This is a genomic window from Streptomyces sp. BBFR25 (genome assembly GCF_044590125.1).
GTDB classification, from domain to species: Bacteria; Actinomycetota; Actinomycetes; order Streptomycetales; family Streptomycetaceae; genus Streptomyces; species Streptomyces canus_D.
The window spans coordinates 3,332,559-3,345,684 of record NZ_CP172447.1 but is presented as its reverse complement, the minus strand read 5'-3'; the positions used below and the strand labels follow the sequence as shown (position 1 = coordinate 3,345,684).

The 13,126-nt window shown below is 72.2% G+C and carries 12 protein-coding genes and 1 tRNA gene; 6 read left to right on the top strand and 7 right to left on the bottom strand.

What is annotated here, in order from left to right; all coding sequences use genetic code 11:
- Positions 1 to 47: 47 nt before the first annotated feature.
- The gene (locus ACGH52_RS15180; RefSeq protein ID WP_238696613.1) at positions 48 to 722 is read left to right on the top strand and encodes an SUKH-4 family immunity protein; all 675 of its coding nucleotides are present in this window, start codon (positions 48 to 50) and stop codon (positions 720 to 722) included.
- Here the strand turns inward: ACGH52_RS15180 and ACGH52_RS15175 are convergent.
- Positions 691 to 765, bottom strand: a tRNA-Cys gene (locus ACGH52_RS15175). The genes ACGH52_RS15180 and ACGH52_RS15175 overlap by 32 nt on opposite strands.
- Positions 766 to 947: 182 nt before the next feature.
- Between ACGH52_RS15175 and ACGH52_RS15170 the strand changes: the two genes are divergently transcribed.
- The 4 genes from ACGH52_RS15170 to ACGH52_RS15155 all read left to right on the top strand — a co-directional run bounded on the left by ACGH52_RS15170 (position 948) and on the right by ACGH52_RS15155 (position 6,152).
- The gene (locus ACGH52_RS15170) at positions 948 to 2,402 is read left to right on the top strand and encodes an MFS transporter (RefSeq protein ID WP_399939783.1); all 1,455 of its coding nucleotides are present in this window, start codon (positions 948 to 950) and stop codon (positions 2,400 to 2,402) included.
- A gap of 154 nt (positions 2,403 to 2,556) precedes the next feature.
- Complete coding sequence (locus ACGH52_RS15165; protein ID WP_059301649.1) at positions 2,557 to 4,353, top strand: DEAD/DEAH box helicase; 1,797 nt, start codon at positions 2,557 to 2,559, stop codon at positions 4,351 to 4,353.
- A 303-nt stretch (positions 4,354 to 4,656) separates the two neighbouring features.
- Positions 4,657 to 5,316 carry an IclR family transcriptional regulator gene (locus tag ACGH52_RS15160; RefSeq protein ID WP_399939780.1) on the top strand — a complete coding sequence of 220 codons (660 nt, stop codon included), beginning with the start codon at positions 4,657 to 4,659 and terminating at the stop codon, positions 5,314 to 5,316.
- A gap of 56 nt (positions 5,317 to 5,372) precedes the next feature.
- Positions 5,373 to 6,152, top strand: a complete 780-nt coding sequence (locus tag ACGH52_RS15155) for a PDZ domain-containing protein (protein ID WP_076974570.1) — start codon at positions 5,373 to 5,375, stop codon at positions 6,150 to 6,152.
- 12 nt (positions 6,153 to 6,164) lie between these two features.
- Here the strand turns inward: ACGH52_RS15155 and ACGH52_RS15150 are convergent, their stop codons facing one another.
- Genes ACGH52_RS15150 through ACGH52_RS15130 form a run of 5 tightly spaced genes read right to left on the bottom strand, consistent with a single transcriptional unit; the run spans position 6,165 to position 10,409 of the window.
- Positions 6,165 to 7,133 carry a glycine betaine ABC transporter substrate-binding protein gene (locus tag ACGH52_RS15150; RefSeq protein ID WP_121701178.1) on the bottom strand — a complete coding sequence of 323 codons (969 nt, stop codon included), beginning with the start codon at positions 7,131 to 7,133 and terminating at the stop codon, positions 6,165 to 6,167.
- Complete coding sequence (locus tag ACGH52_RS15145; RefSeq protein WP_121701177.1) at positions 7,130 to 8,002, bottom strand: ABC transporter permease; 873 nt, start codon at positions 8,000 to 8,002, stop codon at positions 7,130 to 7,132. Before ACGH52_RS15145 ends, ACGH52_RS15150 begins: the two co-directional genes overlap by 4 nt.
- Entirely contained in the window at positions 7,999 to 9,249 is a 1,251-nt protein-coding gene (locus ACGH52_RS15140; RefSeq protein WP_121701176.1) for a betaine/proline/choline family ABC transporter ATP-binding protein, read from the bottom strand. Before ACGH52_RS15140 ends, ACGH52_RS15145 begins: the two co-directional genes overlap by 4 nt.
- Entirely contained in the window at positions 9,242 to 9,889 is a 648-nt protein-coding gene (locus tag ACGH52_RS15135) for an ABC transporter permease (protein WP_059301578.1), read from the bottom strand. Before ACGH52_RS15135 ends, ACGH52_RS15140 begins: the two co-directional genes overlap by 8 nt.
- Positions 9,890 to 9,917: 28 nt before the next feature.
- On the bottom strand, positions 9,918 to 10,409 hold the full coding sequence (locus tag ACGH52_RS15130; RefSeq protein ID WP_059301577.1) for an Lrp/AsnC family transcriptional regulator: 492 nt from the start codon (positions 10,407 to 10,409) through the stop codon (positions 9,918 to 9,920).
- Between the two features lie 126 nt (positions 10,410 to 10,535).
- Here ACGH52_RS15130 and hppD point away from each other — a divergent pair, with 126 nt between their 5' ends.
- Positions 10,536 to 11,681: a 4-hydroxyphenylpyruvate dioxygenase gene (gene hppD, locus ACGH52_RS15125; protein ID WP_059301576.1), complete on the top strand. Its 1,146-nt coding sequence runs from the start codon at positions 10,536 to 10,538 to the stop codon at positions 11,679 to 11,681.
- A 25-nt stretch (positions 11,682 to 11,706) separates the two neighbouring features.
- Here hppD and ACGH52_RS15120 read toward each other — a convergent pair whose 3' ends face one another.
- Entirely contained in the window at positions 11,707 to 13,119 is a 1,413-nt protein-coding gene (locus ACGH52_RS15120; protein WP_193777478.1) for a tetratricopeptide repeat protein, read from the bottom strand.
- Positions 13,120 to 13,126: the final 7 nt, after the last annotated feature.

Sequence of the window (13,126 nt, the reverse complement as noted above, 5' to 3'; positions counted from 1 at the left end):
GAACGGCGGCCGTCGGCACCCGGACGGCCTGACAACTCGGGGGAGACATGCACGCGGTCACCGGCGGTACGACGACCACGCGGGACGCGGCGACGGACGTCCGCACGCCGCCTTCCTCGCTGGTCTCCCGGGTCCGCCTCGCCACGTCAGTGGAGGACCCGTCGTGGACGCGCGGCGCCACCCGACGGCCCCAGGGGAGCTGCGAGCGCCCCTCCCTGTGGAACACGTCCACCCTGATGAGCTGCCTGCTCCTGGCGGTGAGCCACCGCGCGGAGCCGGGGACCTCCCGCGACCTGCCGTCCCGGTTCCTGGACCGGGAGTTCGGCCGTCACCGCGTGACGCGCTTCGAGGACATCGACTTCCCCCGGACCCTCACCCACGAGCCCACCCGCCGCTTCCTGCGCGAGACGGGCCTGCCCGAGGACGCCCACCCCTTCCGGCTGGACGCGGACGACCTGCCCCTGCCGACGCTCGCGGAGTACGGCGAGGAGCACCCCGGGCATCCGGTCCCGGCCGACGCGGAGCGCCTCGTACGCCTGGGACGGCTCGCGGACGGCGCGCACGTGGTCGTCGACGGCACGACGGGCGCCGTCCTGACCTGGAGGACGCCCGACGGCACCCTCCACCCCCTGGTGGCGGACGTCTCCGCCCTCGCCCTCACCCTCTGGGCGTTGCGCCGCGCGGCGCTGCTGGAGGCCGTGGCGGGGATCGAACCCGCGTAACTCGCTTTGCAGGCGAGCCCCTCAACCACTCGGGCACACGGCCGTGTCCGACTTCGTGACTCGACGGTAGGCGGAGCGGGGGAGCGGCTCAAGGAATCCGGCGGGGCCGCAACACGACTGCCATACCGCGTTCACGAAGCAGGGGAGGTCGTACGACCAAGGTCCCGGTCCCGTACCGTCTCCCGACAGGGGTCAAGGCGGTCCTTGGCCCTTACTCTGGCGACCATGACCGTCCCTGAGCCCCGCGACACCGATGTCGCGGCCCCCGCCGAGCCCTCCGTCACCCCTGCTGCCGCACCCGCCGACACCGTGCTGAGCCGCGCCTACCGGGCGCTGAGCATCGGCATCGTCTCCGTCATCGTGCTGATCGCCTTCGAGGCGACGGCGGTCGGCACCGCGATGCCGGTGGCGGCGCGGGAGCTGGACGGGGTGTCGCTGTACGCGTTCGCGTTCTCGGGGTACTTCACGACCAGCTTGTTCGGGATGGTGCTCTCCGGGCAGTGGTCGGACCGGCGCGGGCCGCTGGCCCCGCTGACGACCGGCATCGCCTCCTTCGCGGCCGGTCTCGTGCTGTCCGGGACGGCGGGCGCGATGTGGCTGTTCATCCTGGGGCGGGCCGTGCAGGGGCTCGGCGGCGGGCTCGTCATCGTCGCGCTGTACGTCGTCGTGGGGCGGGCCTACCCGGAGCGGCTGCGGCCCGCGATCATGGCGGCGTTCGCGGCGGGCTGGGTGGTCCCGTCCGTCGTCGGCCCGCTGGCCGCCGGCGCGGTGACCGAGCACCTCGGCTGGCGCTGGGTGTTCGTCGGCATCCCGGTGCTGGTCGTCGTCCCGCTGGCCCTCGCGCTGCCGCAGATACGCAGCCGCGCGTCCGGCGCCGTGGGGGGAGGGGAGACGCCCGCCTCCTTCGACCGCCGCCGGATCCGCCTCGCCCTCGCCATCTCGCTGGGCGCGGGTCTGCTCCAGTACGCCGCCCAGGACCTGCGGTGGGTGTCGCTGCTGCCCGGCGCGGTGGGCGTGGCTCTGCTCGTCCCCGCCGTCCTCGGACTGCTGCCGCGCGGCACCTACCGGGCGGTGCGCGGCCTGCCCTCCGTGGTCCTGCTGCGTGGGGTGGCCGCGGGGTCCTTCATCGCCGCCGAGTCCTTCGTCCCGCTGATGCTGGTCACGCAGCGGGGCCTCAGCCCGACCCTCGCCGGACTCTCCCTCGCGGCGGGCGGCGCGACCTGGGCCGCCGGTTCCTGGCTCCAGTCCCGGCCCCGCCTGGAGTCGCACCGGGAGCGCCTGATGGCCCTCGGCATGCTCCTGGTCGCGGCGGCCGTCACCACGGCCCCCAGCGTGCTGATCGACGCCGTCCCCGCCTGGACGGTGGCCGTCGCCTGGGCCTTCGGCTGCTTCGGCATGGGCCTGGTGATCTCCTCCACCAGCGTGCTCCTGCTCAAGCTCTCCGCCCCCGAGGAGGCCGGCACCAACTCCGCCGCCCTGCAGATCTCCGACGGCCTGTCCAACGTCGTCCTGCTGTCCATCGGCGGCGCCGCGTTCGCGGCCCTCGGCGGCGGCACGGTGAGCCACGCGGCCACCGAGGCGACCGGCTCCCACCCGGCGGCCTTCGCGGCGGTGTTCCTGCCGATGGCGGCGGTGGCGCTGGTGGGGGCGTGGGTCGCGACGCGGGTGCGGGAGAAGTGAGCCGCGGACGAACCGACGGGGTGGACGGGGCGGCTGTGACGTCCGTCCCACCCGGGGGTGACCCGACCCCGTGCGCGCGTTGATCGCGTCGGCCCGCCGGTAGGGTGGCCCGGTTGTCATACGTGGCCGAGCCGTTCTACCCCCTTCGGAGACCGTGACTACCACCGCCAGCTCCAGCACCTCGCACCACCTGTCCCCGGCCTTCCCCGGCCGTGCCCCCTGGGGCACCGCCGGCAAGCTGCGGGCCTGGCAGGAGGGGGCGATGGAGAAGTACCTCCAGGACCAGCCCCGGGACTTCCTGGCCGTCGCCACCCCCGGCGCCGGGAAGACGACCTTCGCGCTGACGCTGGCGTCCTGGCTGCTGCACCACCACGTCGTGCAGCAGGTGACCGTCGTCGCGCCGACCGAGCACCTGAAGAAGCAGTGGGCCGAGGCCGCGGCGCGGATAGGCATCAAGCTGGACCCCGAGTACAGCGCGGGCCCGCTCAGCCGCGAGTACCAGGGCATCGCCATCACCTACGCGGGCGTCGGCGTACGGCCCATGCTGCACCGCAACCGCGTCGAGCAGCGCAAGACGCTCGTCATCCTCGACGAGATCCACCACGCCGGTGACTCCAAGTCCTGGGGCGAGGCCTGCCTGGAGGCGTTCGAGCCGGCCACCCGGCGCCTCGCGCTCACCGGCACGCCCTTCCGCTCCGACACCAACCCGATCCCCTTCGTGGCGTACGAGGAGGGCAACGACGGCATCCGCCGCTCCGCCGCCGACTACACCTACGGCTACGGCTCCGCGCTCTCCGACGGCGTCGTGCGCCCCGTCATCTTCATGAGCTACAGCGGCAACATGCGCTGGCGCACCAAGGCGGGCGACGAGATCGCCGCCCGGCTCGGCGAGCCGATGACCAAGGACGCCGTCAGCCAGGCCTGGCGCACCGCGCTCGACCCGCGCGGCGAGTGGATGCCGGCCGTGCTGCGCGCCGCCGACCAGCGGCTGACCGAGGTCAGGAAGGCCATCCCGGACGCCGGGGCGCTCGTCATCGCCGCCGACCAGGACTCCGCCCGCGCCTACGCCAAGCTGATCCGGGAGATCACCGGCGACAAGGCCACGGTCGTGCTGTCCGACGACGCGGGCGCCTCGAAGAACATCGACACCTTCAGCCAGAGCACCGACCGCTGGATGGTCGCCGTCCGCATGGTGTCCGAGGGCGTCGACGTCCCCCGCCTCGCGGTCGGGGTCTACGCCACGACGATCTCCACGCCCCTCTTCTTCGCCCAGGCCGTCGGCCGGTTCGTCCGGTCCCGCCGCCGCGGCGAGACCGCGTCCGTCTTCCTCCCCACCGTGCCCGACCTGCTCACCTTCGCCAACGAGATGGAGCGCGAGCGGGACCACGTCCTCGACAAGCCCAAGAAGGAGGGCGAGGAGGACCCCTACGCCGAGTCCGAGAAGGAGATGGACGAGGCGAACCGGGAACAGGACGAGGACACCGGCGAGCAGGAGCAGTTCGCCTTCGAGGCGCTGGAGTCCGAGGCCACCTTCGACCGCGTCATGTACAACGGCGCGGAGTTCGGGATGCAGGCCCACCCGGGCAGCGAGGAGGAGCAGGACTACCTCGGCATCCCGGGCCTGCTGGAGCCCGACCAGGTGCAGTTGCTGCTCCAGAAGCGGCAGGCCCGGCAGATCGCGCACAGCCGCAAGAAGCCGGACGAGGAGGCCGACCTGCTCGAACTGCCCGCCGAGCGGCGCCCGGTGGTCTCCCACAAGGAGCTGATGGAGCTGCGCAAGCAGCTCAACACCATGGTCGGCGCCTACGTCCACCAGAGCGGCAAACCGCACGGCGTGATCCACACCGAACTGCGCCGGGTGTGCGGCGGCCCGCCCAGCGCCGAGGCGACCGGCGGACAGCTGCGCCAGCGCATCGCCAAGGTGCAGGAGTGGGCGACGCGGATGAAGTGACGCGCGGGTGCTGCGGTACCGGAGGCGTGCGCGGAACGTACCGGGACAAACACCGGCAGTCGATAACGGTTGGCGCCCGGATTCTGGACGGAGCCTTCCGCTGAGCGGACCTGGTAGTTACTGTCCCGCTACGCACACGCCCCGTGGCAGCGCCGCCGCGGAGCGCAGCCGTGAAGCGACTGGGCCCGGGACAAGGCCGGGCCGTCAGCCGATCGGCGGCCTCTGAAGCGCGTCACTGACGGGACTCGGTGACGCACACCCCGCGAGGAGGGCCGCCGACCTCACCACTAAGGAGTGGGCGTCGTGACCGCGGAGACCTCTCAGACGCTCGACCGGGGACTGCGGGTCCTCAAACTGCTGGCCGATACGGACCACGGGCTGACCGTCACCGAGCTGTCCCACAAACTGGGCGTCAACCGGACCGTCGTGTACCGGTTGCTCGCCACGCTGGAGCAGCACGCACTCGTACGCCGCGACCTGGGCGGCCGCGCCCGCGTCGGCCTGGGCGTACTGGGCCTCGGCCGCCAGGTGCACCCCCTGGTCCGCGAGGCCGCGATGCCGGCCCTGCGGGCCCTCGCCGAGGACATCGGGGCGACGGCCCACCTGACCCTGGTGGACGGCGCGGAAGCCCTGGCCGTGGCGGTCGTGGAGCCGACCTGGACCGACTACCACGTCGCCTACCGCGCGGGCTTCCGCCACCCCCTGGAACGGGGCGCCGCCGGCAAGGCCATCCTGTCCGCCCGCCGCCCGCCCCAGCCCCCCGGCGAGGACACGGACGCCCCCGGCTACACCCTCACCCACGGCGAACTGGAAGCCGGCGCCTGCGGAGCGGCGGCGCCGCTCCTCGGGGTCACGGGCGTCGAGGGCAGCGTCGGCGTCGTCATGCTGGCCGACGTCGTCCCCGAACGAGTCGGCGAACGCGTGATGCACGCGGCCCGAGAGGTGGCGGAGGCGCTGCGGTGAGACGGGTCGTGCCGGGCGTCGGAGCCCCGCGGATCAGGCCACGTTAGATTGACCCCGTGCTCTCTCGTCTCACGCGTCCCCAGTTTCTCGCCGTCTGCGGTCTGCCCGTCGTGGCGTTGCTCGCGACCGCCGTGTTCGCGCCGTTGCCGTTCTCCGTGGCGCAGCCGGGGCTGACGGCCGATGTGCTGGGGGAGAACCGGGGGGCCGAGGTGATCACGGTCAGCGGCGCGCCGACGCACGAGACCAGCGGGCAGCTGCGGATGACGACGATCGAGGCGACCGGGCCGGACGCGAGCATCCGCCTCGGGGACGTGCTCGGCAGCTGGTTCGACACCGACCGGGCCGTGATGCCGCGCGACGCGGTCTACCCGAGCGGCGACGACGTGAGCGAGATCGAGCAGTACAACCAGGAGCAGATGAAGGAGTCGCAGGACACCGCCACCACGGCCGCGCTCCGGTACCTCCGGCTGGACAAGGGCGACGTCGACGTCGAGCTGCGGCTGGAGGACGTCGGCGGGCCCAGCGCCGGGCTGCTCTTCTCGCTCGGCATCGTCGACAAGCTCGGCGCCGGTGACCTCACCGGCGGCAAGGTCGTCGCCGGGACCGGGACCATCACCGGGGACGGCAAGGTCGGCGCCGTCGGCGGGGTTCCGCTCAAGACGCAGGCCGCCCGGCGGGACGGGGCCACCGTGTTCCTCGTACCGAAGGCGGAGTGCTCGGACGCGCAGGCCGAGCTGCCGAAGGGGCTCCGGCTGATCCCGGTGACGACGCTCAAGGGCGCGATCGACTCGCTCAAGGCGCTGGAGAGCGGGAAGGGGAGCGTCCCCGCCTGCTGAGCGGACCGGGTCCTACCCCTCCTTGACGAAGCCCCTCTCCTTCATCCAGTCCAGCGCCACCTGGTGCGGGTCCTCGCCGTCCACGTCGACCTTCGCGTTCAAAGTCCGCGCCACGTCGTTGGTCAGCGCCTTCGTGACCGGGTCCAGGACGGACGCGATGGCCGGCCACTTCTTCAGGGTGGCCGTGCGGACCATGGGCGCCGCGTTGTAGTTCGGGAAGAACTTCTTGTCGTCCTCCATCACCACCAGGTTCATGGACTTGATCCGCCCGTCGGTGGTGTACACCTCGCCGTAGGTGCAGGCGCCCTTCGCGGTCTGGGTGTAGATGATCCCGGTGTCCATCTGGGTGATGTTCCCGGCGGGCAGCGACATGCCGTACGCCTTCTCCAGGCCGGGCAGGCCGTCCGCGCGGTTGGCGAACTCGCCCTCCACACACAGCGTCACCGCACCCGGGTCCGACTTCGACAGGGCGGTGACCTCCGAGAGGGTCTTCGTCCGGTACTTCTTGTAGTTGGCCTGGTTCATCGCCAGCGCGTACGTGTTGTTCAGACGGGCCGGGGGCAGCCAGGTCAGGCCCTTCTTCGCGTCGGCCTCCTTCACCGCCACCCACTGCTGCTTCGGGTCGGGGATCGGCCTGCTGTTGCCCAGGTAGGTGATCCAGGCGGTGCCCGTGTACTCGTACGTGGCGTCGGCGTCGCCGTTCTCGACCGCCGCGCGGGTGCCGACCGAGCCCTGGATGCCGGTGCGGTCGAGCACCTCCGCGCCGGCCGCCTCGAAGGCGATGCCCATGATCGCGCCGAGCACCAGCTGCTCGGTGAACTCCTTCGAGGTGACCGTGAGATCGGCCCCTTCCAGTGGCTTCCCCTCACCGATGCTGCCGGGCTCGACGTCGTCGACCATCGGGGAGCCGCTGGTGAGACCGCACCCGGCAGAGGCACAAAGGAGTGCGGCTGCCAGCGCCCAGCGGGTACGCCGCCTCATGTGCCCACCTCCAAGCCCCGCGGCCGCAGCAGCAGCTCCGCCAGCGACGCCAGCCAGTCCACCAGCAGCGCCAGGGCCACGGTGAGGATCGAGCCCAGCACCAGCACCGGCATCCGCTGGCTGGTGATGCCGGTGGTGATCAGCACGCCCAGGCCGCCGCCGCCGCCGAAGGTCGCCAGCGTCGCCGTACCGACGTTCAGGACCAGGGCCGTGCGCACACCGGCCAGGATGAGCGGGACGGCCAGGGGGAGTTCCACCCGGGTGAGCACGCCCAGCGGGGACATCCCGATGCCGCGGGCCGCCTCCAGGAGCGTCGGGTCGTTCGCGTTCAGGCCGGCGATGGTGTTGGAGAGCACGGGCAGGACGGCGTAGATGATGATGCCGATGAGGGCGGCCCTGCGGCCGATGCCCAGCCAGATCACCAGCAGCGCCAGCAGACCGATCGCCGGGGTCGCCTGGCCCATGTTGGCGAACGCCATCGCGAACGGCGTGGCCTTCCGGAACGCCTTGCGGGTGAGCAGGATGCCCAGCGGGATCGCGATGATCAGCACGAAGAAGGTGGAGATCACCGTCAGCTGGACGTGCTGCCACAGGGCCTTGGTGACCTGGCCGTTGCCGAGGGCGTTCCGGCTGAGCGCGTCCAGGTCGGCCTGCCGGTACCACAGCCAGGTCGCCAGCAGTACGGCGATCAGGACGACGGGCAGGAAGGTCAGCTTGCGCCAGCCGACCCGGGGGCCCGCCGCCACCGGGGACGGCGGGGCAGCCCCGCCCTCTTCCTCCTCGTCCCGGTCGTCCCGGAAGGCGAGCCCCGTGACCTCGTGCTCGCCCGTGGGGCGGCGGCCGGGGGAGGGGCGCGAGGAGCCGCTCACGCGCGGCCTCCGACCCCGCCGAAGCCCTCCTGCTCGCTGTGCGTCTGCGTGGCCCGGGTCTCCTCCAGGTCGTGCTGGTGCTCCAGCGCGTCCAGCCGGTCGGCCTCCAGCAGTTCGTGCACGGAGTTCATCAGCGTCTCCATGTCCACGACGCCCTCGTACGTGCCGTGCCGCCCGGTGACCGCGACCCGCCCCGCGTTGTCGGTGAGCACCGCCTCCAGCGCGTCCCGCAGCGTCGCGTCCCGGGTCACCGTGTCGTGGACCAGCGTCCCGGCCCGCGCCAGCGAGCCCCTGGCCCGCATCAGGTCGCCGCGCCGCAGCCACTTGTAGGGGCGCCCGCGCCGGTCCAGGAGCAGGATCTCGTTGGTGCCCGACTCCCGCAGCCGGTCGAAGATGTGCTGCAGCGGGTCCTCCACGGTGACCGTCGGGTAGTCCGTGATGCCCACGTCCCGCACCCGGGTCAGGTTCAGGCGCTTGAGGGCCGCGCCCGCGCCCACGAAGCCGGAGACGAAGTCGTCCGCCGGGTTGGTGAGGATCGCCTCCGGGGTGTCGAACTGGGCGATGTGGGAGCGTTCGCGCAGCACGGCGATCCGGTCGCCCAGCTTGATCGCCTCGTCGAAGTCGTGGGTGACGAAGACGATCGTCTTGTGCAGTTCGTGCTGGAGGCGGATCAGCTCGTCCTGGAGGTGGTCCCGGGTGATCGGGTCGACCGCGCCGAACGGCTCGTCCATCAGCAGCACCGGCGGATCGGCCGCCAGCGCCCGCGCCACGCCCACCCGCTGCTGCTGGCCGCCGGAGAGCTGGCGCGGATAGCGGCCGTGGAACTCCCCGGCGTCCAGGCCGACCAGGTCCAGCATCTCCTCCACCCGCGCGCGGATGCGGGACTTGGACCAGCCGATCATCTTCGGCACCAGGGCGATGTTCTGGGCGACGGTCATGTGCGGGAAGAGACCGGAGGACTGGATCGCGTAGCCGACCTTGCGGCGCAGCTTCACCGGGTCGATGTCGGTGACGTCCTCGCCGTTGATGCGGATGCGTCCGCCGCTGGGCTCGATCAGCCGGTTGATCATCTTCAGGGTGGTGGACTTCCCGCAGCCCGAGGGGCCCACGAAGATGACCGTCTCCCCGGCCTTGATCTCCATCGACACGTTCTCGACGGCGGGCTGCGGGCTGCCCGGGTAGCGCTTGGTGAGGGAGTCCAGCTCGATGGTCGCGCCGGTGGTGCCGTCGTGGCCGTTCTCAGACACGGATCCCCCTCGGAATGGTCAGCCGTCCCAGCAGCACGTACGCCGCGTCGAACAGCAGGGCCAGGACGATGATCCCGAGCGTGCCCGCGAGGACCTGGTTGAGCGCGTTCTTGCTGCCCAGCGAGGCGATCCCGCGGAAGATCTCGTTGCCGAGGCCCGGCCCCGAGGCGTAGGCGGCGATCGCCGCGATGCCCATCAGCATCTGCGTGGAGACCCGGATGCCGGTCAGGATCGGCGGCCACGCCAGCGGCAGCTCCACCCGCAGCAGCCGCGCCGGACGCGACATCCCGATGCCCTTGGCGGCGTCCACCAGCGCCGGGTCGACCCCGCGCAGGCCCACGATCGAGTTCCGCACGATCGGCAGCAGCCCGTACAGGGTCAGCGCGGTCACCGTCGGCGGCACGCCGAGGCCGACGATCGGGATGAGCAGACCGATCATGGCCAGCGACGGGATGGTGAGGATCGTCGACGTGGTCAGGGTGGCCAGGTTCCCCGCCCAGTCGCTGCGGTAGGTGAGGACGCCGATCATCACCCCGAGCAGGGTCGCCACCACCATGCACTGGAAGACGGCGCTGGCGTGCTGATAGGCGTCGGCGAGCAGTTGCTGGTGGCGGCTGCCCAGGAAGTCCCAGAAGTTCACGTCCGCTCACCTCCGGGTCCGGCCCGCCTCAGTCGTGTCCGTCGCTGTCCCCGGCCGCCTGCTCCACCAGCGGGATGATCCGCAGCGGAACGGGGTTCTCCATGACGATCGCCGTGGCGGCCCGGACGATGCCATCAAAACCGACAACCCGGTCGATCACCCGCTGGAGATCGGCGTTCGAGCGGGCCACGAGGCGGCACAGCATGTCCCCGGTACCGGTCGTGGTGTGCAGCTCCAGGACCTCCGGCACGTTCGCCAAGTGCGCGCGTACGTCGGCTCCTTGGCCCTGCCGGATCTCCAGCGTGGCGAACGCGGTGACCGGGTAGCCGAGGGCCGCCGGGTCCACCTCCGGACCGAAGCCGCGGATGACTCCGTTCGACTGAAGCCGGTCGAGCCGCGCCTGCGCCGTGCCGCGCGCCACCCCCAGCCGCCGGGACATCTCCAGCACCCCGATCCGCGGCTCCCGCGCCAGCAGAGAGATGATCCGCCCATCCAGTCGGTCGATCCCCGTACCCGCCACACCCCTCACCCTCCCGGCTGGTCATCCTGTACAGATCGCCTGCCCCTACCGGCGTATCACTGGTCAGGTTGCCCACTGAAAACGCAAACTATTGCGCACCTTGCGGACACGGGAGAACCTGCGGCTATGACGCAGACCACACACCACACTCCCGACACCGCCCGGCAGGCCGACCCCTTCCCGGTCAAGGGAATGGACGCGGTCGTCTTCGCCGTGGGCAACGCCAAGCAGGCCGCGCACTACTACTCCACCGCCTTCGGCATGAAACTGGTCGCCTACTCCGGACCGGAGAACGGCAGCCGCGAGACCGCGAGCTACGTCCTGGAGAGCGGCTCCGCCCGCTTCGTGTTCACCTCGGTGATCAAGCCCTCGACCGACTGGGGCACCTTCCTCGCCCAGCACGTCGCAGAGCACGGCGACGGCGTCGTCGACCTCGCCATCGAGGTCCCGGACGCGCGCGCCGCCCACGCCTACGCCGTCGAGCACGGCGCCCGCTCGCTCGCCGAGCCGCACGAGGTCAAGGACGAGCACGGCACCGTCGTCCTCGCCGCCATCGCCACCTACGGCGAGACCCGGCACACCCTCGTCGAGCGCACCGGCTACGACGGCCCGTACCTGCCCGGGTACGTCCCCGCCAAGCCGATGGTCGCCCCGCCGGAGCAGCGCGTCTTCCAGGCCGTGGACCACTGCGTCGGCAACGTCGAACTCGGCCGCATGAACGAGTGGGTCGGCTTCTACAACAAGGTCATGGGCTTCACGAACATGAAGGAGTTCGTGGGCGACGACATCGCCACCGAGTACAGCGCGCTGATGTCGAAGGTCGTGGCCGACGGCACGCTCAAGGTCAAGTTCCCGATCAACGAGCCCGCCGTCGCCAAGAAGAAGTCCCAGATCGACGAGTACCTGGAGTTCTACGGCGGCGCCGGCGTCCAGCACATCGCGCTGAACACCAACGACATCGTGGCGACCGTCCGCGCGATGAAGGCGGCCGGGGTCGAGTTCCTGGACACCCCCGACTCGTACTACGACACGCTCGGCGAGTGGGCCGGCGAGACCCGGGTGCCCGTCGACATCCTGCGCGAGCTGAAGATCCTCGTCGACCGCGACGAGGACGGCTACCTGCTGCAGATCTTCACCAAGCCGGTCCAGGACCGTCCGACCGTCTTCTTCGAGATGATCGAACGCCACGGCTCGATGGGCTTCGGCAAGGGCAACTTCAAGGCCCTGTTCGAGGCGATCGAGCGCGAGCAGGAGAAGCGCGGCAACCTCTGAGACGCCCGGTGACACCTGGTGCCCTCTAGTCGGGCGGGCCCTCCACCGAGGGCTCGCCCAGCTCCGCCAGCGCCCGCTTCGCCTCCGGCGCCCGCAGCGGCGAGAAGTACGGGTTGATCGTCAGCGCCTCGCGCAGATGCCGCCGCGCGGGCCCGGACCGCCCCAGGTCCCGCTCGATCACGCCCCGGTGGAACGCGTACAGCGCGCTGCGCACCCCGCCGCCCTTGTCGCCGTCGGTCGCGATCGTCGCGAACTCCAGCGCCTCCTCGTCGGCACCGGTGCGGTGCAGCGCCCAGCCCAGCGCGTCGGCGACCGCGGTCCCCGGCTGCCGTCCCCACTCGGTCCGCAGCCGCTCCACCGCCGCCGCCGGATCGCCGTGGTCGGCGTCGAGCCGCCCCAGCACCAACTGCTCGTCGGCCCCGGCCGCCTCGGCGTCCCGCACCCGCTCCCGCAGCAGGTCGTACTCCACCCGCGCCGCCTGCCCGAGGCCCAGCGACTCGTACAGCTCGCCCAGCTCCAGCGCGTACTCGGGGCTGGGCCGCTTGGCCAGTGCCGCCTGGTACGCGGACAGCGCCTCCGTCGTCCGGCCCAGCGCCGCCAGCGCCCTGCCCTGCCCGGCCTGCGCGGCCCGCTGGTCGGGGTCGGTGCGCAGCGCCTCCTGGAAGAACCGCAGGGCCTCCTCCCGCTCCCCGCGCTCGAACGCCAGCCGCCCGGCCTGCTCCAGGTACGCCGCCCGCTCCGCCGGTGCCTCGGCGGCCGCCGCCGCGTCCGAGATCCGCGCCGCCGCGTCCTCCCGCCAGCCCCGGTCCCGGTAGACACCCGCGGCCAGCGCGTCCGCAACCGGGGTGCCCGGACGCAGCTCCGTCACCTTGTCCAGGGCCCGGCCCACGCCCTTGTCGTCGCCGAGCCCGGTGTACGCGCCGATCAGCACCGCGTGCGCCGTCCACCGCTTCGGCGCCGCCTTCACCGCGCTCTCGCCCCACTTCTTCGCCGCCGGGAAGTCCCGGCGCGCCACCGCCAGCGCGGCGAGCCCCTCCAGGGCCTGCGGATTGCGCTCCGGCCCGGTCTTCAGCGAGGTGCGCAGCGCCTTCTCGGCCTTCGGCCAGTTCGCGCCGTCCGCCGTACGGCGGCCCCGCTCGACGTAGGCCGCGCCGAGCACCGCCCACGCCGCCCCGTCCAGCGGATGCGCCCGCAGATGGGTCTCCCGGTCGCCGATCAGCGCCGCCAGGTCCGGCAGCGCGGCCGGCACCCCCGTGGTGACCGCCCCGCGCGCCAGCGCCGCGGGCCCCGGCGCAGGCGGGGGAGCGTCGCCGCCCTCCCGGGGGAGCAGCACCAGGACCCCGCCGAGCACGGCGGTCCCGGCGACGGAGGCGATCAGCACCCGGCGCCCGCGGCGCGACCGCCGGCCGGTTCCGGTCTCCCTCTGCATGGCGTCCATGGCGCTC

Bases quoted from the DNA above. Each gene is read 5' to 3' on its own strand.
- hppD (WP_059301576.1), top strand. From the start codon at position 10,536: ATGACGCAGACCACACACCACACTCCCGACACCGCCCGGCAGGCCGAC.
- ACGH52_RS15170 (WP_399939783.1), top strand. From the start codon at position 948: ATGACCGTCCCTGAGCCCCGCGACACCGATGTCGCGGCCCCCGCCGAG.
- ACGH52_RS15120 (WP_193777478.1), bottom strand. From the start codon at position 13,119: ATGGACGCCATGCAGAGGGAGACCGGAACCGGCCGGCGGTCGCGCCGC.
- ACGH52_RS15180 (WP_238696613.1), top strand. From the start codon at position 48: ATGCACGCGGTCACCGGCGGTACGACGACCACGCGGGACGCGGCGACG.
- ACGH52_RS15150 (WP_121701178.1), bottom strand. From the start codon at position 7,133: ATGAGGCGGCGTACCCGCTGGGCGCTGGCAGCCGCACTCCTTTGTGCC.